The 21166-nt window shown below is 68.8% G+C and carries 16 protein-coding genes; 4 read left to right on the top strand and 12 right to left on the bottom strand.

What is annotated here, in order from left to right; translation table 11 throughout:
• Positions 1-299 precede the first annotated feature (299 nt).
• The 12 genes from EAO71_RS30725 to EAO71_RS30670 all read right to left on the bottom strand — a co-directional run bounded on the left by EAO71_RS30725 (position 300) and on the right by EAO71_RS30670 (position 17103).
• Entirely contained in the window at positions 300-1340 is a 1041-nt protein-coding gene (locus EAO71_RS30725; RefSeq protein WP_147981060.1) for an ABC transporter ATP-binding protein, read from the bottom strand.
• Positions 1333-2316, bottom strand: a complete 984-nt coding sequence (locus EAO71_RS30720) for an ABC transporter ATP-binding protein (RefSeq protein ID WP_147981059.1) — start codon at positions 2314-2316, stop codon at positions 1333-1335. The genes EAO71_RS30725 and EAO71_RS30720 overlap by 8 nt, the downstream gene beginning before the upstream one ends.
• Before the next feature lie 6 nt (positions 2317-2322).
• Positions 2323-3318 carry an ABC transporter permease gene (locus tag EAO71_RS30715; protein ID WP_147981058.1) on the bottom strand — a complete coding sequence of 332 codons (996 nt, stop codon included), beginning with the start codon at positions 3316-3318 and terminating at the stop codon, positions 2323-2325.
• Entirely contained in the window at positions 3311-4234 is a 924-nt protein-coding gene (locus tag EAO71_RS30710; protein ID WP_147981057.1) for an ABC transporter permease, read from the bottom strand. Before EAO71_RS30710 ends, EAO71_RS30715 begins: the two co-directional genes overlap by 8 nt.
• A gap of 76 nt (positions 4235-4310) precedes the next feature.
• Positions 4311-5936: a peptide ABC transporter substrate-binding protein gene (locus EAO71_RS30705; RefSeq protein WP_147981056.1), complete on the bottom strand. Its 1626-nt coding sequence runs from the start codon at positions 5934-5936 to the stop codon at positions 4311-4313.
• Positions 5937-6091: 155 nt separating this feature from the next.
• Entirely contained in the window at positions 6092-7240 is a 1149-nt protein-coding gene (locus EAO71_RS30700; RefSeq protein ID WP_147981055.1) for an ABC transporter ATP-binding protein, read from the bottom strand.
• Positions 7233-8300: an ABC transporter ATP-binding protein gene (locus EAO71_RS30695; RefSeq protein WP_147981054.1), complete on the bottom strand. Its 1068-nt coding sequence runs from the start codon at positions 8298-8300 to the stop codon at positions 7233-7235. The genes EAO71_RS30700 and EAO71_RS30695 overlap by 8 nt, the downstream gene beginning before the upstream one ends.
• Before the next feature lie 10 nt (positions 8301-8310).
• A complete protein-coding gene (locus EAO71_RS30690) occupies positions 8311-9270 on the bottom strand; it encodes an ABC transporter permease (protein WP_147981053.1) in 960 nt (319 codons plus the stop codon).
• A complete protein-coding gene (locus EAO71_RS30685; RefSeq protein WP_187282908.1) occupies positions 9263-10195 on the bottom strand; it encodes an ABC transporter permease in 933 nt (310 codons plus the stop codon). Before EAO71_RS30685 ends, EAO71_RS30690 begins: the two co-directional genes overlap by 8 nt.
• 170 nt (positions 10196-10365) lie before the next feature.
• On the bottom strand, positions 10366-12006 hold the full coding sequence (locus tag EAO71_RS30680) for a peptide ABC transporter substrate-binding protein (protein WP_147981051.1): 1641 nt from the start codon (positions 12004-12006) through the stop codon (positions 10366-10368).
• 444 nt (positions 12007-12450) lie between these two features.
• The gene (typA, locus tag EAO71_RS30675; protein WP_147981050.1) at positions 12451-14352 is read right to left on the bottom strand and encodes a translational GTPase TypA; all 1902 of its coding nucleotides are present in this window, start codon (positions 14350-14352) and stop codon (positions 12451-12453) included.
• A 333-nt stretch (positions 14353-14685) separates the two neighbouring features.
• Complete coding sequence (locus tag EAO71_RS30670; RefSeq protein WP_147981049.1) at positions 14686-17103, bottom strand: ABC transporter substrate-binding protein; 2418 nt, start codon at positions 17101-17103, stop codon at positions 14686-14688.
• 245 nt (positions 17104-17348) lie between these two features.
• Here EAO71_RS30670 and EAO71_RS30665 point away from each other — a divergent pair, with 245 nt between their 5' ends.
• Genes EAO71_RS30665 through EAO71_RS30650 form a run of 4 tightly spaced genes read left to right on the top strand, consistent with a single transcriptional unit; the run spans position 17349 to position 21134 of the window.
• Complete coding sequence (locus tag EAO71_RS30665; protein WP_147981048.1) at positions 17349-17597, top strand: hypothetical protein; 249 nt, start codon at positions 17349-17351, stop codon at positions 17595-17597.
• Positions 17598-17609: 12 nt separating this feature from the next.
• Positions 17610-18449, top strand: coding sequence for a hypothetical protein (locus tag EAO71_RS30660; RefSeq protein ID WP_147981047.1), 840 nt, complete (start codon positions 17610-17612; stop codon positions 18447-18449).
• A gap of 1 nt (position 18450) precedes the next feature.
• Positions 18451-20367 carry a fumarate reductase/succinate dehydrogenase flavoprotein subunit gene (locus tag EAO71_RS30655; protein WP_147981046.1) on the top strand — a complete coding sequence of 639 codons (1917 nt, stop codon included), beginning with the start codon at positions 18451-18453 and terminating at the stop codon, positions 20365-20367.
• On the top strand, positions 20364-21134 hold the full coding sequence (locus EAO71_RS30650; protein WP_147981045.1) for a succinate dehydrogenase/fumarate reductase iron-sulfur subunit: 771 nt from the start codon (positions 20364-20366) through the stop codon (positions 21132-21134). The genes EAO71_RS30655 and EAO71_RS30650 overlap by 4 nt, the downstream gene beginning before the upstream one ends.
• Positions 21135-21166 lie beyond the last annotated feature (32 nt).

Below are 21166 nucleotides of genomic sequence, written 5' to 3'. Positions count from 1 at the left end.
TGTCCTCCCCTCCGAGGTCTTCGTCGACCGCTACACCGGAGGCCGGTCCGCGGGGAGGGCGGTGTCCTCCCCTCCGAGGTCTTCGTCGACCGCTACACCGGAGGCCGGTCCGCGGGGAGGGCGGCGGGGCGGCCGGCCGGGACGACATGGCGCGTCCCGGCCGGCCTACGGCACCCGCACGGCCGTACGCTGTCGAGCCTGCCGCGTTCGCATATCGGAGTGAAGTCGCCGGAGTTGCCTGCGCGTTAACGCGGTCGACGGTTCCTTCGGGCTTCCGTCCGCAGCTGCGGCGGCTGCCGTCACTCCTCGTCGCCCTCCGCCGGGACGACGTGCTTCTCCTCCGCGAAGTGGCAGGCCGAGTCGTGCTTCGCCGGGCTCTCGGCGAGCCGGAAGACCGCGGGGACGGCGAGTTCGGGCACCTCCAGGGTGCAGCGCTCCTGGGCCTTCCAGCAGCGGGTGCGGAAGCGGCAGCCGGAGGGGACGTTGGCCGGGGAGGGGACGTCGCCGCTGAGGATGATGCGTTCGCGGTGGGCGCGGGCCTCGGGGTCCGGCACGGGCACGGCGGACAGCAGCGCCTGGGTGTAGGGGTGCGTCGGGTGGTCGTAGATCTCGGCGTCGGTGCCGATCTCGACGATCCGGCCCAGGTACATCACGCCGACCCGGTCCGAGATGTGCCGCACGATCGACAGATCGTGCGCGATGAAGACGTAGGAGAGGGAGAACTCCGCCTGGAGCCGGTCGAGGAGGTTCACGACCTGCGCCTGGACCGAGACGTCCAGGGCGGAGACCGGTTCGTCGGCCACGATGATCTCCGGCTGGAGCGCGAGGCCGCGGGCGATGCCGATGCGCTGGCGCTGGCCGCCGGAGAACTGGTGCGGGTAGCGGTTGATGTACTCGGGGTTCAGGCCCACCACGTCGAGGAGGTCCTGGACCTTCTGCCGGCGCGAGCCCTTCGGCGCGACCTCGGGATGGATCTCGTAGGGCTCGCCGATGATGTCACCGACGGTCATCCGCGGGTTCAGCGAGGTGTACGGGTCCTGGAACACCATCTGGATGTTCCGGCGGACCGCGCGCAGGCCCTTGGCGGACATCTTCGTGATGTCCTCGCCCTTGTACGAGATGGTGCCGGATGTCGGGCGCTCCAGGTTCACCAGCATCTTCGCGACGGTCGACTTGCCGCAGCCGGACTCGCCGACGATGCCGAGCGTCTCCCCCGGCGCGAGGTCGAAGGAGACGCCGTCGACGGCCTTGACCGCGCCGACCTGCTTCTTGAAGAGGATGCCCTGGGTCAGCGGGTAGTGCTTGTACAGGTCCKGGACCTCGAGAATCGCCTCAGGCATGCAGGCACTCCTTCCAGAAGTGGCAGGCGCTGGTGCGCGGCACCGGGGACTCGGTCACGTCGTACAGCGGCGGCACGTCGGTGCGGCAGACGTCCTGCGCCATGGGGCAGCGCGGGTTGAAGGCGCACCCGGGCGGGATGGCGAGCAGGTTGGGCGGCAGGCCCTTGATGGCGTAGAGCTCCTGGCCCTTCTGGTCCAGGCGCGGGATCGAGTCGAGCAGACCCCGGGTGTACGGGTGGGCGGGCGCCTTGTAGATCTCGTGGACGGGGGCCGCCTCGACGATCCGCCCGGCGTACATCACGGCGATCTTGTCGGCGACGTCGGCGACGACGCCGAGGTCGTGGGTGATGAGGATGAGCCCCATGTGGAGCTCCTGCTGGAGTTCGGCGAGCAGGTCCATCACCTGGGCCTGCACGGTGACGTCCAGGGCGGTGGTCGGCTCGTCGGCGATGATCAGCTCGGGCTCGAGGGCGAGCGCCATGGCGATCATGATGCGCTGGCGCATGCCGCCGGAGAACTGGTGCGGGTACTGGCCGACGCGTTCCTTGGCGGCCGGGATACGGACCCGGTCCATCAGCTCGACGGCCTTGGTCCGGGAGTCCTTCCGCGACATCCCGCGGTGGACCTGGAACATCTCGCCCAGCTGGTCGCCGACGCTGATCACCGGGTTCAGGGAGGACAGCGCGTCCTGGAAGATCATCGCCATCTTCGCGCCGCGGATCTTGCGCCGCTCCTCCTCCTTGAGCTTGAGGAGGTCCTGGCCCTGGAAGAGGATCTCGCCGCTGGAGATCTTCCCGGGGGGCACGTCGAGGATGCCCATGACGGCCTGCGCGGTGACGGACTTCCCGGAGCCGGACTCGCCGAGCACGGCGAGCGTCTCGCCCGCGTCCACGGAGTAGTTGACGCCGTTGACCGCCTTCGCCACCCCCTCACGGGTGTGGAACTCCACGTGCAGGTCGCGCACTTCGAGCAGCATGGGCGTCTACCTCAGCTTCGGGTCGAGGGCGTCGCGCACCGCGTCGCCGAGCATGATGAACGCGAGCACGGTGATGGCGAGCGCGCCGGCCGGCCAGAGCAGCATGTGCGGGGCGACGCGGATGTACTGCGAGGCCGCGGAGATCTCGATGCCCCACGAGACGGTCGGCGGCTTCAGGCCGACGCCCAGGTACGACAGGGTCGCCTCGAGCGCGATGTACGTGCCCAGCGCGATCGTCGCCACGACGATCACCGGGGCGACCGCGTTGGGGGCGATGTGGCGCAGCAGCATCCGGGAGTTGGACGCGCCGAGGGCCCGGGCCGCCTGCACGTAGTCGTTCTGTTTGGCGGTGATCACCGAGCCGCGGGCGATGCGCGAGATCTGGGGCCAGCCCAGCAGGATCATGAATCCGATGACGGGCCAGATGGTGTTGCTGGTGACGACCGACAGCAGGACGAGTCCGCCGAGGACGACGGGGATGGCGAAGAACACGTCGGTGATCCGCGACAGGAAGCCGTCCCAGCCTCCGCCGAAGAAGCCGGCCAGGCCGCCGAGGAGGGAGCCGAGCAGGGCGACGCCGAGGGTGGCGAGGACGCCGACCGACACGGAGGTCCGGGCGCCGTACACGGTGCGGGTGTACACGTCGCAGCCCTGGCCGTTGAAGCCGAACGGGTGTCCGGGCTGGGAGCCCTCCTGCGCCTTGGCCAGGTCGCAGTCGAGGGGGTCGCCGGAGGTGATCAGCTGGGGCCAGATCGAGATGATCACCAGGAACAGGATCACCAGCGAGGAGATGATGAAGACCGGGTTGCGCCGCAGGTCGTACCACGCGTCGGTCCACAGGGAGCGCGGCTTGTTCTCCGGCCCGGTCCCTTGGGGGCCGCCCGGAGTCTTCTCCAGAGTCTCGCCCTCTTCCATGGCGAGATCGGTGCCGCCGCCCGCACCGGTGTGGTCGATGGCACGTCCGTCGTCGAACGGCGCGTGCGGCTCAGGCTGCTCAGGCATAGCGGATCCTCGGGTCAAGGACGGCGTACAGGAGGTCGACGAGCAGGTTGGCGACCAGGAACACCAGCACCAGGACGGTCACGAATCCGACGACGGTCTGCGTGTTCTGGCGGATGATGCCCTGGTAGAGCTGGTAGCCGACGCCGTGGATGTTGAAGATCCGCTCGGTGACGATGGCACCGCCCATCAGGGCGCCGATGTCGGTGCCGATGAAGGTGACGACCGGGATGAGCGAGTTGCGCAGCAGGTGGCGGGTGGTGACCCGGCGGCGCGGCAGTCCCTTGGCGACGGCCGTGCGCACGTAGTCGGCCTTCTTGTTCTCGGCGATGGAGGTCCGGGTCAGCCGGGTGACGTAGGCCAGGGAGACGGACGCGAGGACGAGGCCGGGCACGATGAGCTCGCTGAACGGCGCCTCGGGCGAGACGGCCGGTTTGATCCAGCCCCATTTGACGCCGAGGAGCAGCTGGAGCAGGAGGCCGGTGACGAAGGTCGGGATGGAGATCACGACCAGGGTCAGCACGAGCACGCTGGTGTCGACGGGGCTGCCGCGCCGCAGGCCCGTGACGACGCCGAGGGTGATGCCGATGACGATCTCGAAGAAGATCGCGACGATGGTGAGCCGGATGGTCACGGGGAACGAGCTGGCCATCAGCTCGGTGACCGGCTGGCCGTTGAAGGCCGTGCCGAAGTCTCCGGTGAAGACGTTGCCCATGTAGGTCAGGTATTGCTGCCAGACGGGCTTGTCGAGGCCGAACTCCTTCTCCAGCTGGGCGGCGGTCGCCGGGTCGCACGCGCGGTCGCCGCACAGGCCGGCGATCGGGTCGCCCATCACGTTCACCATCAGGAAGATCAGCAGGGTGGCGCCGAAAAAGACCGGGATCATCTGCAGCAGACGTCGGATCACATAACGACCCATGAGGGGCTCCGGGGGGTGGGGAAGGCGTACGGCCCGGCGTGGGGAAGGACGCCGGGCCGTGCGCAGCCGACCTGCGTCAGTTGACCTTGATCTCGTTGTAGACGGGCACGCTGAAGGGGTTCAGGGCCACGTTCGAGATCCGCTCCGAATAGCCGGCGCTGCCGTTCTGGTACCAGAGCGGGATGGCGCCCATGTCGTTGCGGAGCACTTCCTCCGCCTGCTGGAAGAGGCCCACGGCCTTCGCGGTGTCCGTCTCGGCGTTGGCCTGGTTGACGAGCTTGTCGAAGTCCGGGTTGGTCCACTTGCCGTCGTTGGACGAGGCGTTGGTGTAGTACACCGGCTGCAGGAAGTTCTGGATGAGGGGGTAGTCCATCTGCCATCCGGCGCGGAAGGGGCCGTTCAGCTTCTGCGTGGTCACCTGGTTGCGGTAGTCGGCGAAGGTGCCGATCGGGTTGCCGACGCAGGCGTTGTTGTTGCCCAGCGCGTTGTTGATCGAGTTGCAGACGGCGTCCACCCACTCCTTGTGGGAGCCGGTGTCGGCGTTGTACGAGATCTTCATCGTGCCGCCGGGGATGCCGCCGCCCTCGGCGACGAGCTGCTTCGCCTTGGCGGCGTCGTACGTGCAGAACTCGCCGCAGATGTTCTTGAAGCCGCCGTCCTCGCCGAGGACCGGGGAGGTCCAGTCGACGGCGGGCGTGCGGGTCTTCTGGAAGATCGTGTCGGTGATCTGCTGGCGGTTGATCGCCATGGACAGGCCCTGGCGGAGCTTCTCCTGGCCCGGCTTGTTCCAGGCCGGGTCGTAGAACGGGAAGGCCAGGGTCTGGATGATGCCGGCCGGGGTGTTGATGTACCGGTCGCCCAGGTCCGCCGACACGTTCTTGAGCTGCGAGGCCGGGACGTCGTCGACGAGGTCGAGGTTGCCGGCGGTCAGGTCGGTGTAGGCGGTGTTGTTGTCGGTGTAGACCTTGAGGGTCACGCCGCCGTTCTGCGCCTTGTCGTCGCCGGGGTAGGCGTCCCACTTCGTCAGGCTCATCTGCGAGCCCTTGGTGTACGAGTCGATGGTGTACGGGCCGTTGCCGATGGGCTTGGAGAGCCAGGCGGCGTGGTCGCTGAAGAAGACCGAGGGGAGCGGGGCGAACGCGTTGTAGCCGAGGGTCTCGGGCCAGGTGGAGAACTTCTGGGTGAGCTTCACCGTGAAGGTCTGACCGTTCACGATCTTGAGACCGGACATGCTCGTGGCGCTCGGCGTGCCCTGCTCGGGGTGGACCTTGTCGTAGCCCTCGATCTGGCCGAAGAAGAAGGAGTTCTTCTGGTTGTTCCTCAGCAGGGCGCCGTAGTTCCACGCGTCGACGAAGGACTTGGCGGTGACCGCCTCACCGTTGGAGAAGGTCCAGCCGCTCTTGACGGTGATGGTGAAGTTCGTGGAGTCGGTGGTCTCGATGTTCTCGGCGAGCATGTTCAGCGCCTCGCCGGTTTTCGGGTCGTACTTCTTGAGTCCCCGGAAGATCATGTCGAGGACCTTGCCGCCCTGGACCTCGTTCGTGTTCGCCGGCTCCAGCGGATTCTGCGGATCGGTCCAGGAGGCGCTCACGACCCCGTCGGCGCCACCGCCCCCGCTGTCGCTCCCGCCTCCGCACGCGGTCGTCGCCAGGGCGACGGCCGCGGCCAGTGCGGTCCACTTGGCGTACGTGGCTCCGCGCATGATGGTGCCTCCCGAGTGTCCTTGGTCTCCACTGAGAGACCCAATATCACCCGATACCAGGCTCCATGCACCTTATTGACACCCATACGGACAAACGCGCCGAGGGCGCCCGAACCGAAACGGTCCGGGCGCCCTCGTCACGGGAGCGGAGAGGATCACACCGCGTGGACGACGTCCTTCTCCTCGGCGAAGTGGCACGCCGACTCGTGCGCGGCCGGGGTGTCCTGGCCGACGAACACCTCGGGGATCGCCAGCAGGGGCTGCTCCGTGGAGCACTTGTCCTGCGCCTTCCAGCACCGGGTGCGGAAGCGGCAGCCCGACGGCGGGTTGGCCGGCGAGGGGACGTCACCGGTGAGGATGATCCGCTCGCGGTTGGCGCGGGCCTCCGGGTCCGGAACCGGGACCGCCGACAGCAGCGCCTGGGTGTAGGGGTGCGTCGGGTGGTCGTAGATCTGCGTGTCGGTACCGATCTCGGCCATCTTGCCGAGGTACATCACGCCGACCCGGTCGGAGATGTGGCGGACGATCGACAGGTCGTGCGCGATGAAGACGTAGGAGAGGTTGAACTCGTCCTGCAGCTTCTCCATCAGGTTGATGACCTGCGCCTGGACGGACACGTCCAGGGCCGAGACCGGCTCGTCGCAGATGATGATCTCCGGGTTGAGCGCGAGGCCGCGGGCGATGCCGATGCGCTGGCGCTGGCCGCCGGAGAACTGGTGCGGGTAGCGGTTGATGTACTCGGGGTTCAGACCGACCACATCGAGCAGCTCCTGCACCTTGCGGCGCCGGTCGCCCTTCGGGGCCACCTCGGGGTGGATGTCGAAGGGCTCGCCGATGATGTCACCCACGGTCATACGCGGGTTCAGCGAGGTGTACGGGTCCTGGAACACCATCTGGATGTTCCGGCGGACGGCCTTCAGCGCGCGCCCGGACAGCCGGGTGATGTCCTGGCCCTTGTAGAAGACCTCGCCGGCGGTGGCCCGCTCCAGGTTCATCAGGAGCTTGGCGACCGTGGACTTGCCACAGCCGGACTCGCCGACGATGCCGAGGGTCTCGCCCTGGTAGAGGTCGAAGGAGACCCCGTCCACGGCCTTGACCGCGCCGACCTGCTTCTTGAAGAGGATGCCCTGGGTCAGCGGGAAGTGCTTGACCAGGTTGCGCACCTGCAGGATCGGCTCGCCACGCTGGACGGGGGCCTCGATGGCGGCTACGGCCTCCGCCTCGCTCGCGGCGTCGACCGTCTGCACGTCGGTGACGTTCGGAGTCGCGTCCGCGGCGTCGTCCTTCTTGCTGAGCTCAGCCATGGATCGTCTCCTTCCAGAAGTGGCAGGCGCTGCCGCGGCCCGGCAGCTCGGCGCCGTCCTGCTCGGTGACCGGCGCCAGCGCCGGGACCTCGGTACGGCAGATGTCGTCGGCCTTGGGGCAGCGCGGGTTGAAGGCGCAGCCCGTGGGGACGCGGAGCAGGTTGGGCGGCAGGCCCTTGATCGCGTACAGCTCCTGGCCCTTCTGGTCCAGGCGCGGGATCGAGTCGAGCAGACCCCGGGTGTACGGGTGGGCGGGGCGCTTGTACAGCTCGTGGACCGGAGCGGTCTCGACGATGCGGCCCGCGTACATGACCGCGATCTTGTCCGCGACGTCGGCGACGACGCCGAGGTCGTGGGTGATCAGGATCAGGCCCATGTTGTATTCCTGCTGGAGCTCCGCGAGGAGGTCCATGACCTGGGCCTGCACCGTCACGTCGAGCGCCGTGGTGGGCTCGTCGGCGATGATCAGGTCCGGCTCCAGGGCCAGCGCCATGGCGATCATGATGCGCTGGCGCATACCGCCGGAGAACTGGTGGGGGTAGTCGGTGACCCGCGCCTTGGCGGCGGGGATCTTGACCTTGTCCATCAGCTCGACGGCCTTGGCCGTGGCCTCCTTCTTGGAGAGGCCGTGGTGCACGCGGAACATCTCGCCGAGCTGGTAGCCGACGGTGAGGACCGGGTTCAGGGAGGACAGCGCGTCCTGGAAGATCATCGCGATCTTGCGGCCGCGGATCCTCCGGCGCTCCTCGTAGGACATCTTGAGCATGTCCTCGCCGCGGAACAGGATCTCGCCCTGCGGGATCTTGCCGGGCGGCATGTCGAGGATGCCCATGATGGCCTGCGCGGTGACGGACTTGCCGGAGCCGGACTCGCCGAGCACGGCGAGGGTCTCGCCCGCGTTCACCGAGTAGTTGACGCCGTTGACCGCCTTGGCCACACCGTCGCGGGTGTGGAACTCGACGTGCAGGTCGCGTACTTCGAGCAGGGGACCCGTGTGGTCGTCGCCGTCGCGCGGCGCGGGGACGGCCGCGGTCTTGCCGGTGTTGTCGATGGTCGTCATTACGCCCTCCTCAGCGCAGCTTGGGGTCGAGGGCGTTGCGGACGGCTTCGCCGAGCATGATGAACGCCAGAACGGTGAGGCTCAGCATGATCGACGGGTACAGCAGGATGTGCTGCGACGTACGGATCTGCTGGACGCCCGACGAGACGTCGACGCCCCAGGACACGATGGGCGACGAGAGGCCCAGGCCCAGGTACGACAGGGTCGCCTCGGCGGAGATGTAGCCGCCGAGCGCGATGGTCGCGACGACGATCACCGGGGCCATGGCGTTCGGCAGGATGTGCCGGAACAGGATCCGGGTGGTGCCGGCGCCCAGTGCCTTGGCGGCGTGGACGTAGTCCGTCTGCTTGATCGTGATCACGGCACCGCGCATGACGCGGGTGATCTGCGTCCAGCCGAGGAACGCCAGGGCGAAGACGACGACCCAGATCGTGCGCTCGGTGAAGGACTGCAGAACGACCATCGCGCCGAGCAGGAACGGGATGCCGAAGAAGATGTCGGTGATCCGCGAGAGGATCGCGTCCGTGATGCCGCCGAAGTAGCCGGCGATCATGCCCATGATGCCGCCGACGATCGTGACGATCACGGTGACGGCGATACCCACGATGACCGAGGCACGGGTGCCGTAGATCAGGCGGGCGTACACGGAGCGGCCCTGGATGTCGTAGCCGAGCCAGCCCTCGGAGCCGATCTTGCTGAGCTCCGGCTTGCCGATGTAGTGGTGCACGAGGTCACCCGCGGTCGGCGAGGCACCGGTGAACCAGCCCGGGAAGGCCGCGATCACCAGCAGGAAGAAGATCAGCACCGACGACACGATGAAGTACGGGTTGCGGCGCAGGTCGCGCCACGCGTCACCCCAGAGGCTGCGCGCCTTCTCCTGCTTGTCCGCCGGGGCCGGCGCCGTCACCGGGGGGGTGGTGACGGCGTCCACGGCAGCAGCGGTCTCTGCGGTCTTGGTCACGTCAGGCATAACGGATCCTCGGGTCCAGGACCGCGTACAGCAGGTCGATGAGCAGGCTGGTGACGAGGTAGACGAGCACCAGGATGGTGACGAGTCCGACGATCGTGGTGCCCTCGCGGCGGGAGATCGACTCGTAGATGACGCCGCCGATGCCCTTGATGTTGAAGATGCCCTCGGTGACGACCGCGCCGCCCATCAGGGCGCCGATGTCGGTGCCGAGGAAGGTGACGACCGGGATCATCGAGTTGCGCATCAGGTGGACGCCGATGACACGGCGCCTCGGCAGGCCCTTGGCGACGGCCGTGCGCATGTAGTCGGCGCGCAGGTTCTCCGCCATGGACGTACGGGTGAGGCGGGCGACGTAGGCGAGCGACAGACCGCCGAGCACGATGGCCGGTGCGATGAGCTCGGACCACTTCTGCTCGACGCTGACGTTCGGCTCCATCCAGCCGAGCTGGAAGGCGAAGACCATCTTGATGAGGTAGCCGAGCACGAAGACGGGGATCGAGATGATCAGCAGCGTGAAGATCAGGATCACGTTGTCGGCCAGACGGCCGGCCTTCAGGCCGGCGATGATGCCCAGGCCGATGCCGAAGGTCAGCTCGAAGGCGAAGGCCAGTGCAGCGAGCTGCAGGGTGATGGGGAACGCGTCACCCAGCACTTCGGTGACCGGGCGACCGTTGCGGATCTGGTTGCCGAAGTCGAAGTGCAGGATGATGTTGGTCATGTAGTCCCAGTACTGCTTGAGCAGCGGCTGGTCGAGTCCGAGCTCGTGCTTGATCTTCGCGAGCGTCGCCGGGTCCACGCCCTTGTCGCCGAAGAGACCCGCCACGGGGTCGCCGGGCAGGCTGTAGACCATGAGGAAGATCAGCAGGGTTGTCCCGATGAAGACCGGGATCATCTGGAGCAGTCGTCGTGCGACATAGCGCCCCATCATGCCTCCGTTGAGATGTGACAGCCGCAGCCGGACGGGCCCTCCCTCGGCAACCGCGCCCCAGTGGGTGCGCGAATGTCATGGAAGGGCCCCCCGGCCACTGCGTAAGGCACCGGGCGGGGCTGACGATCCGTCAGCCCCGCGTCGGCGTGCGGACTACGCTTGGGTGGTTACTTCTTGACCTCGACGCCGGTCAGGATCGGGTCGCCGTCCTGGCCGTACTGAACGCCGGAGACCTTCTCCGAGTAGCCCGCGTTGACCTTGTAGTACCAGAGCGGGATGGACGGCATGTAGTTGACCAGGTCCTTCTCGATGACCTGGAACTGCTTGACCGACTCGTCGAGCGTCGGCGCGGAGTCGGCGGCCGCGATCTTCGCGTCCAGCTCCTTGTTGCCGAAGCCACCCTGGTTGCCCGCAGCCGTGGTGCGGAACAGGTCGCTGATGAAGTTGGCGTTGACGGGGTAGTCGAGCACCCAGCCGGACCGGTAGATGGCCTTGACCTGCTTGCTCTTACGAGCGGTCAGGTCGGCCTGGAAGTCCGGCTTGCTGTCGCCGACGCACTTGACGCCGGTCGCCTGCGTGATGCTGTTGCAGACCGCGTCGACCCACTCCTTGTGACCGCCATCCGCGTTGAACTGGATGGAGATCTCGTTGTTCGGGACACCGCCGCCGGCCTTGATGAGCTCCTTGGCCTTCGCGGGGTCGAACTTGGTGACGTCGCCCGCGGCGTTCTCCTGGAAGCCCAGGACGCCCTTGGCGACCCAGCCGGTCGCCGGCTCACGCGTACCCTGCAGCACCGTCTTGGTGATGGTGGCACGGTCGATCGCCATCGACAGACCCTGGATGACCTTCGGGTCGACCTTCTTCGGCTTCGACCACTTGTCGGCGTAGAAGGCGATGGCCAGCGTCTGGATCGCGGAGTACGGCTGGTCCACGGCACGGTCGCCGAGGTCGGCGCGGTAGACCGGGAGGTCCTTCGGGCCGATCTGACGCAGGACGTCGACGTTGCCGGACTTCAGGTCCTCGTACGCGGCCTCGAGGGTGGTGTAGTTCTTGAAGACCACACCGCCGTTCTTCGCCTTGTTCGGGCCCTGGTAGTCGTCGTAACGGACGATCTTGATCTGCTTCTTGTGGTCCCACGACTCGAACTTGTAGGGACCGTTGCCGACCGGCTTCTGACCGGCGCCCTTCGTGTCCTTGTAGAAGGAGTCGGGCAGCGGCGCGAAGACGATGTACGCCAGCTTGTGACCGAAGTACGGGACGACGTTCTTCAGCTCGATGGTGAAGGTGCTGTCGTCGACGATCTTCAGACCCTCGAGCTTGTCGGCGGTGGGCTTGGCGCCCTCCGCCTCCGGGTGCACGGCGTCGAAGCCCTTGATGTCCGCGAACCAGGAAGACAGACCCTGGGCGTTGTTGATGTTGGCGTTCCAGTTCCACGCGTCCACGTAGGACTTCGAGGTCACCGGGGTGCCGTCGTGGAACTTCCAGCCCTTCTTGAGCTTGACCGTCCACGTCTTCGAGTCAGTGGTGGTGACCGACTCGGCGTTGATCATCTCAAGCGAGCCGTCGGCCTTGTAGTCGACCAGGGTCGAGAACAGACCGGCCATGACCGCGGAGCCGTTCGACTCCATCGTGTCACCGGTGTACAGGGGCTTCTCCGGCTCACCGAGCTCGATCGAGAAGATCCCGTTCGGGTCAACAGCGCCCTTGGCGTCGCTGCCGCCGTCGCTCTTACCCCCGCCACAGGCGGTCGCTGCCAGGGCGACGACGATCGCGCCCACTACCCACTTGGCGCTCTTGGCACCGCGCATGGGTTCCTCCTCATGAGTCCACTTGTCACTACAAGAGGGGCACTTCGAGTTCTGCCGACACCCCTGACGGCGTTGGACTCAAGTGCCCCGAGTGTGCTCGTGAGTCGGCACTCCCCACAGTGCGTGACCCATTGACCCGAGCTCAATGGAGCCAACTATTAAGTACGTCCGGGCTGTAAACCACACTTAAGTGGTCTCGTTTTGACAACATCACCAGGGGCCTGGAGACCGAAATCCGGACAAAGCGATCACAGACAGACACCCCCGAAACGGACCGTTAACACACGTTCCGGAGAGCGACGACCGATATCCGGACAGGGTGCCCACCTAATGGAGTTGACGAAAGGCCCGGACCCCCACAGTGTCTGCGGGGGTCCGGGCCTTCGTCTGATGCCGTGTCAGCCGGGTGCCGTGAAGGTCACAGCCGGCCGTTCACGGCGTGCCTCAGCCGTTCTTGGCGCGCGAGGCCGTGCGGCCGCGCGCGTTCTGGTCCAGGACGACCTTGCGGATACGCACGGCCTCCGGGGTGACCTCGACGCACTCGTCGTCGCGGCAGAACTCCAGGGACTGCTCCAGGGAGAGCTTCCGCGGCGGGACGATCGCCTCGAAGGAGTCGGCCGAGGAGGAGCGCATGTTGGTGAGCTTCTTCTCCTTGGTGATGTTCACGTCCATGTCGTCGGAGCGGGAGTTCTCGCCGACGATCATGCCCTCGTACACCTCGGTGCCGGGGTCGGTGAACAGCACGCCGCGCTCCTGCAGGTTCGTCATCGCGAAGGCGGTGACGGCGCCGGCGCGGTCGGCGACCAGGGAGCCGTTGTTGCGGGTCTGCAGGGTGCCGAACCAGGGCTCGTGGCCCTCGTGGATCGAGTGGGCGATGCCCGTACCGCGGGTGTTGGTCAGGAACTCCGTGCGGAAGCCGATCAGGCCACGGGACGGAACGACGAACTCCATGCGGACCCAGCCGGAGCCGTGGTTGGACATGTTGTCCATGCGGCCCTTGCGGACGCCCATGAGCTGCGTGACCGCACCCATGTGCTCCTCGGGCACGTCGACCGTCAGACGCTCGACCGGCTCGTGGACCTTGCCGTCGACCTCCTTGGTGACGACCTGCGGCTTGCCGATGGTCAGCTCGAAGCCCTCGCGGCGCATCTGCTCGACCAGGATGGCGAGCGCGAGCTCACCACGGCCCTGGACCTCCCAGGCGTCCGGACGCTCGGTGTCGAGGACGCGGAGCGAGACGTTACCGATGAGCTCGCGGTCCAGACGGTCCTTGACCTGGCGGGCGGTGACCTTGCGCTGCTTGACGGCGGCCTTGGCGTCCGCGCCCTTGCCCGTGCCACCGCGGCCGACGAGCGGCGAGGTGTTGGTGCCGATGGTCATGGAGATCGCGGGCTGGTCGACCGTGATCAGCGGCAGCGCGATCGGGTTCTCCGGGTCGGCCAGCGTCTCGCCGATCATGATGTCGGGGATACCGGCGACGGCGCAGATGTCACCGGGGCCGGCGACCTCGGCCGGCTTGCGGGTGAGCGCCTCGGTCATCATCAGCTCGGTGATGCGGACGTTGGAGATCGTGCCGTCCCGCTTGATCCACGCGACCGTCTGGCCCTTGCGGAGCTCGCCCTGCTCGACGCGGAGGAGCGCGATACGGCCGAGGAAGTTGTCGGCGTCGAGGTTGGTGACGTGCGCCTGGAGCGGCGCCTCCTCCTCGTACGTCGGGGCCGGGACGTGCTCCAGGATGGTGGAGAAGAACGGCTCCAGGTTCTCGCTGTCGGCCGGGACGGTGCCGTCCTCCGGCTTGGTCAGCGAGGCGATGCCGTCACGGCCGCAGGCGTAGACGATCGGGAACTCGATCTGGTCCTCGTCGGCGTCCAGGTCGAGGAAGAGGTCGTAGGTCTCGTTGACGACCTCGTCGATCCGGGAGTCCGGGCGGTCCGTCTTGTTGATGCAGAGGATGACGGGCATCCGGGCCTGAAGCGCCTTGCGCAGCACGAACCGGGTCTGCGGCAGCGGACCCTCGGAGGCGTCGACCAGCAGGACGACCGCGTCCACCATCGACAGACCGCGCTCGACCTCGCCACCGAAGTCGGCGTGGCCGGGGGTGTCGATGATGTTGATCGTGATCGGGGCCCCGCCGTCCTTGGGGTGGTACTTCACCGCCGTGTTCTTGGCGAGGATCGTGATGCCCTTCTCACGCTCCAGGTCGTTCGAGTCCATCATGCGGTCGTCGAGGTGCTGGTGGGCGGCGAAGGCACCGGCCTGCTTGAGCATGGCGTCGACGATGGTCGTCTTGCCATGGTCGACGTGGGCGACGATGGCGACGTTACGGATGTCGTGGCGCGTGGGCATGGGTGCTTGCGCTTCTCTCGGATCGTGGGATGCGGCGTCAGTTCCTCTTACGCCCGCCGGGCGGACGCGCCACGGCTGTCTCCCATGGTACGGGGCTGCCGCGCAAGGGGCTTCCCCGCCCGGATTCGAGAGGGTTTACTCAGAGGTTTCGGGGTCGCCTCTGCGGGGGTGGCACGGGGTACTCAGGTGGTACGGGTGGTGCGGGATTGCACTGGGGTGCCGAACATGGGCCGGGTCAAGGGGGCCGGACGTGATCCTGCCCGCCGGGATCACCGGCGGGCAAGGAACTTGAGCGTGATCTGAGGTTGTGACCAGCCCTTTCGGGGCTTTCGGTCATTTGTTGGTGTTGCGTTCCGCGCCATGGGCGGACGCGGGCTTCTTCCACCCGATGTCCTGGTAGCGCGGGGCCGCGAAGCCCCAGGCGCCGGCGTTCAGGAGCTCGGGCCGGGCGGCGACCAGCTGGGGGCGCTGATAGAGGGGAATCGATCCTGCTGCGGCCCAGATCCGGGCGTCGGCCTGGCGGACCAGCTCGCGGGACTCCTCCTCGTCCAGCGTGGCGACCGCCTGGTCGAACAACTGATCGATCCGGTCGGTGCCGACCCGCGCGTAGTTCTGTTCGACCAGCAGGGAGCCGTCCGAGGCGGGCTCGGGCTTGGCGAAGATCGGCCGGGCGTCGGTCGCCGGGAAGGCCGAGGCCGGCCAGGAGTAGAGGGCCAGGTCGTAGTCGCCGGAGGCGACGTGGTCCTTGAAGAAGCTCTCGTCCGCGACCTTGGTGACCGTGGTGCGGATGCCGACCGCGTCGAGCATCCGGACGATCTTGTCGCCGACCGCCCGCAGGGACTCCGAACCCGGACCCGACGGCAGGACGAAGCGGAGGTCGAGCGCCTTGCCGTCCTTGCCGAGCGCCTGGGAGGCCGCCGCGGGCGCGGCCGGGGCCGCGGTGCCGAGCGGGGCGTAGGCGCCGGCGACCCCGTTGTCCGGGCGGCCGGCGGGCTGGCCCTTGGCCTCCGCGCCGGGGGTCGTGCCGGTGTCGAGGGACTCGGCCTGGCGGAGCACGGCGACGCTCTGGAGCGCCGCGGCGGGCGCCGGGGCGAGGACGCTGGTGCCGTTCTCCGGGCCGCCCACGCCGCGCGCGGACTCCCCGGCCTTGCCGTCGGCGGGCACGGTGGCCGAGCCGCCCGGCTTGTCGTCGCCCACGATGTAGAGGCCCTCGTTCGAGGCCACGTCGGCCTGCCACTGCGCGGACCCGGGCTTCGCGGCCTCGGGCTTCCCCGCCCCGCCCTCGGCGGCCTTCTTCTCGGGTGCCTTCTCCACCGACTCACTGCCGGCCTTCGTCCCGGCGGGCTTCTTGTTCGCGCCACCCGGCACCCAGCCGGCGTCCGAGAGCAGCGCGCGGGCCTCCTTCGTGTCCTGGTCGCCCAGCGCGTCACTGCTGTCCGCGTACGCCGCCTGCCCGGCGAGGGCCAGGTGGCTGCCCGGCGGCCTGGCGGGCAGGCCGAGCGGCTTGAGGACGGCCTCGGCCAGCTCCTGCCGGTTCAGGGCACGGGCCACCGCCCGCCGCACCCGCTCGTCCGCGAGCGGCCCGGACTCGCCGTTCAGCGAGAGCTGGGTGTACGCCGGCTCGAGGGACTTGCGCACCACGAACTTGCCCAGCGCGCTCTGCTCGCTCGCGTACTGCGCGATGGCCTGCTGGTTCTTCTCGCGGGCGGCCTTGACGACCTCCGCCTGCGCCTCGTCGGAGCCGTGGGCCAGCGCCCAGGACCGGAGCGCCGCGGCGGGGGTGATCCCGGCGCCCGGACCATGGGTGAGCACCTGCCCGCCGTTCGCGCCGGAACGGGCGTCGCGGGCCGCCAAGGCGATGCGGTCGGCGGCGGCCCGGTCGATCTCGGCCAGGTCCAGGCTGCCGGCGGACAACGCCGCCACCCGCTCGGCCCGCGGCACGGCCTTCAGCCGGAGCGTGTCCAGCTTGGCGGGCTGCCCCCACCAGCGGGAGCTGCGGACCAGCGTGATCTCGCCGCTCTTGCGGTCGATCCCCTTGAGCTCGAAGGGCCCCGCGGTCGCCTTCAGCGCGCTGCGCGCCCCGTCGTTGAAGCTGCTCGGGGAGCCCATCACCTCCTTCGGGTACAGCGGGGTGAAGAGGGACTGCCAGTCGGCGTACGGCTTGCCGAAGGTGACCCGCACCTCCAGGTCGTCCTTGCCGCGCTCGATCCGCTCGATCCGCTCGTAGCCGGAGTTGCGGGCCGTCCAGTAGGCGGTGTCCCGGCCGCTCAGGGCGCGCCACTGCGCGACGAAGTCGGGGGCGCCGATCTCGCGCCCGTCGCTCCAGACCGCCTGCTGGTTGAGCTTGTAGAGGACGACCTGCTTGGGCTCGGTCTCCACGACCTTCGCGGACTCCAGGTAGTCCGCGTTGCGCTGCGGGCGGCCCCGCGCGTCCAGCGTGTAGAGGGAGGGCAGCACCGCCCCCGCGACCCGGTTGGTGGCGCCGTCGGCGTCGGCCTGGAAGGCGTTGAGCGTCGTCGGCAGCGCGTCGACCGCCCAGCGCATGGTGCCGCCGTCGGCGACCTTGTCGCGGGCGGCGGGAGCGTTGTCCTGCGCGGCGGCCGCGGCCTGCTCGCCCTCGTCGTCGGAGCTGCAGCCGGCCAGGACGGACACGGCGAGCACCGCACTGGTGAGGGTGGCGACGGAGCGGAGCGTGCGGGAGCGGGGGCTCCTGGAGCATGTCCTCCCGCGAGGGGCGGCGACCTGGGACATGACTTGTACCCCTTCGTCCAGTTTTATTCCATTTGGAGATGATCACACCTATGACTCATCCACTGAAAGGGACGGATCGGACGCGGCCGCGCCGACACGGCGGCGCGGCCGGCAAACCCCACTCGTGCGGCCCAACCGCCCTCCGCGGAGACGATCCGTGCACACGCCTTCCCAACGCGTGATGTGACGCGCGACACTCTCAGGCGCGTGTGTGCCACCCGCTATCGCGGAAGTGAGGGCCATCCATGTCCCTGCACGACGATCTGGCGGCCGTGAAGCGCTGCCTCGACGACCTGGTCCGCACGGTCGGACAACTGGAACGGCGCATCGACACCGAGCGGGACGGACCCCCCGGGAGCACGGCAGGGCGCGCCGCGGCCCGCCCCGGACGCGCCGAGGAACTCGTCTCCATCCCCGACACCCCCTACCGCAGCGAGCTGTGGACGGACGTCGACGACGAGGGCCTCGGAGCGCGCGACCGGCACGCACCCTAGGGAGGGGACACCGTGGCCACCGGAACCGAACCGCCCGCACTGGACGCGGGCCGGCAGCCCGCCACCGGCGTGCACTCCCCCGGCCGCGCGGCGGTGGGCGCCCGCCATCTGCGCACCGACCGCTGGTGGCTCGCGCCGGCCGGCACCGCCGCCGGGCTGCTCGCCTTCGTCGTCTACTCGACCTGGCGGGCCTTCGCCGCCGCCGACTACTACGCCGCCCCCTACGTCTCGCCGTTCTACTCGCCCTGTCTGGCGGAGAACTGCGTGCCGATGAGGGGCGGGCCGAACTGGGAGATCCTCGGCAGCTGGTGGACCCTCTCCCCCGCCCTGATCATCCTGGTCTTCCCGCTCGGCTTCCGTCTCACCTGCTACTACTACCGGAAGGCGTACTACCGCAGCTTCTGGGCCTCCCCGCCGGCCTGCGCGGTGGCCGAGCCGCACCGCGCGTACACCGGCGAGACCCGCTTCCCGCTGATCCTGCAGAACGCCCACCGGTACTTCTTCTACGCGGCCGTGCCCGTCGCCGCGATCCTCACCTACGACACGGTGCTGACCTTCCGCGACGCCTCGTACGCCTGGGGCCACGCGGGCCTGGGAACGCTCGTGTTCCTCGCCAACACCGTGCTGATCTGGGCCTACACGCTGTCCTGCCACTCCTGCCGGCACATCGTCGGCGGGCGGCTGCGGCACTTCTCGCGGCACCCGGTGCGCTATCGCCTGTGGACCTGGGCGGGACGGCTGAACGCCCGGCACATGCAGCTCGCCTGGGCCTCGCTGATCAGCGTCGCCCTGTGCGACCTGTACGTCTTCCTGCTCGCCACCGGCACCTTCGACGACCCGAGGATCTTCTGACATGGCACAGGTCGCACGGCAGGAGTGGGACGTGGTCGTGGTCGGCGCCGGCGGCGCCGGACTGCGCGCCGCGATCGAGGCGCGCGAGCGGGGCGCCCGTACCGCCGTCGTCTGCAAGTCCCTCTTCGGCAAGGCGCACACGGTCATGGCGGAGGGCGGCATCGCCGCCTCCATGGCCAACGCCAACCCGCACGACAACTGGCAGGTCCACTTCCGCGACACCATGCGGGGCGGCAAGTTCCTCAACCAGTGGCGGATGGCCGAGCTCCACGCGCGCGAGGCCCCCGAGCGGGTGTGGGAGCTGGAGACCTGGGGGGCGCTCTTCGACCGCACCCCGGACGGCCGGATCTCCCAGCGCAACTTCGGCGGCCACGAGTACCCCCGGCTCGCGCACGTCGGCGACCGGACGGGGCTGGAGCTGATCCGCACGCTCCAGCAGAAGGTGGTCGCCCTGCAGCAGCGGGACTTCGAGAAGACCGGGGACTACGAGTCCCGGCTGCGGATCCTCCAGGAGTGCACGGTCACCCGCATCCTCAAGGACGACTCGGGCCGGGTGGCCGGGACGTTCTGCTACGAGCGCGAGACCGGACGCTTCTTCGTCCTGGCGGCGCCGTCGGTGGTGCTGGCCACCGGCGGGATCGGCAAGTCCTTCAAGGTCACCTCGAACTCGTGGGAGTACACCGGCGACGGGCACGCCCTGGCGCTGCTGGCGGGCGCGCCGCTGGTGAACATGGAGTTCGTGCAGTTCCATCCGACGGGGATGGTCTGGCCGCCGTCGGTGAAGGGCATCCTCGTCACCGAGTCGGTGCGGGGCGACGGGGGTGTGCTGCGCAACTCCGAGGGCCGGCGCTTCATGTTCGACTACGTCCCCGACGTCTTCAAGGAGAAGTACGCGCAGTCGGAGGAGGAGGGCGACCGCTGGTACGAGGACCCGGACGGCAACCGGCGCCCGCCCGAACTGCTGCCGCGCGACGAGGTGGCCCGGGCCATCAACTCCGAGGTCAAGGCGGGTCGCGGCTCCCCGCACGGCGGCGTGTACCTCGACGTGTCCACCCGGATGCCGGCGGAGGTGATCAGGCGCCGGCTCCCGTCGATGTACCACCAGTTCAAGGAGCTGGCGGACGTGGACATCACCGCGGAGGCGATGGAGGTCGGGCCGACCTGCCACTACGTGATGGGCGGTGTCGCGGTCGACTCCGACTCGGCGGCCGCGGTCGGCGTGCCGGGGCTCTTCGCGGCCGGCGAGGTGGCCGGCGGGATGCACGGCTCCAACCGGCTGGGCGGCAACTCGCTGTCCGACCTGCTGGTGTTCGGCCGGCGGGCCGGGCTGCACGCCGCCGCGCACGCGGCGGAGACCGGACGCGCGGCCGTCTCGGAGGCCGAGGTGGACGCGGCGGCCGCCGCGGCGCTGGCACCGTTCGGGGCGGCGGCGGCCGACGACGGCGGACAGGGGCCCGCCGAGAACCCGTACACCCTCCATCAGGAACTCCAGCAGACGATGAACGACCTGGTCGGCATCATCCGGCGGGAGGGCGAGATGGCCGAGGCCCTGGAACGGATCGCCCTGCTGCGAGCCCGGGCCCGGCGGGCCGGGGTCGAGGGGCACCGGCAGTTCAACCCGGGCTGGCACCTGGCCCTGGACCTGCGGAACATGCTGCTGGTCAGCGAGTGCGTGGCCCGGGCGGCGCTGGAGCGCACGGAGAGCCGCGGCGGGCACACCCGGGAGGACTGCCCGTCGATGGAGCGGGAATGGCGCCCGGTGAACCTGCTGTGCCGCGCGGTGGACGACGACGGTTCCGGCGCGGCGGCGGTCGCGCTGGCACGGACCCGCACGGAGCCCGTCCGTCCGGACCTGCTCGCCCTCTTCGAGAAGGAGGAGCTGGTCAAGTACCTCGCCGAGGAGGAGCTCGACACATGAGCAGCTATGACGCCAGGTTCCGGGTGTGGCGGGGCGACGTCGGCGGCGGGGAGCTGACCGACTACAAGGTGGAGGTGAACGAGGGCGAGGTCGTGCTCGACATCATCCACCGGCTGCAGGCCACCCAGGCGCCGGATCTCGCCGTGCGCTGGAACTGCAAGGCGGGCAAGTGCGGTTCGTGCTCGGCCGAGATCAACGGCCGGCCGCGGCTGATGTGCATGACCCGGATGTCCGTCTTCGACCCGTCGGAGACCCTCACCGTGACTCCGCTGCGGGCCTTCCCCGTCGTCCGGGACCTGGTGACGGACGTGTCCTTCAACTACGCGAAGGCCCGGGAGGTCCCGGCCTTCGTCCCTCCCGAGGGCGTGGCGCCGGGCGAGTACCGGATGCAGCAGAGGGACGTGGAACGCTCGCAGGAGTTCCGCAAGTGCATCGAGTGCTTCCTGTGCCAGGACACCTGCCATGTGGTCCGCGACCACGAGGAGAACAAGACGGCGTTCGCCGGTCCCCGCTTCCTGATGCGGGTGGCGGAGCTGGACATGCACCCGCTGGACGCGGCGCAGGAGGCGGGACTGGACCGCCGGCGGACCGCGCAGGACGAACACGGGCTGGGCTACTGCAACATCACCAAGTGCTGCACGGAGGTGTGCCCGGAGGGCATCAGGATCACCGACAACGCGCTGATCCCCCTGAAGGAGCGCGCCGTGGACCGGAAGTACGACCCGCTGGTGTGGCTCGGGAGCAGGATCGGCCGGCGGAAGACGTAGCCGGTGCCCGGGGCCGCCCCGGGCACCGGACA

It is taken from the genome of Streptomyces sp. MS191 (assembly GCF_008042125.1).
GTDB lineage: Bacteria > Actinomycetota > Actinomycetes > Streptomycetales > Streptomycetaceae > Streptomyces.
This window is presented reverse-complemented; position numbering and strand designations above follow the sequence as displayed.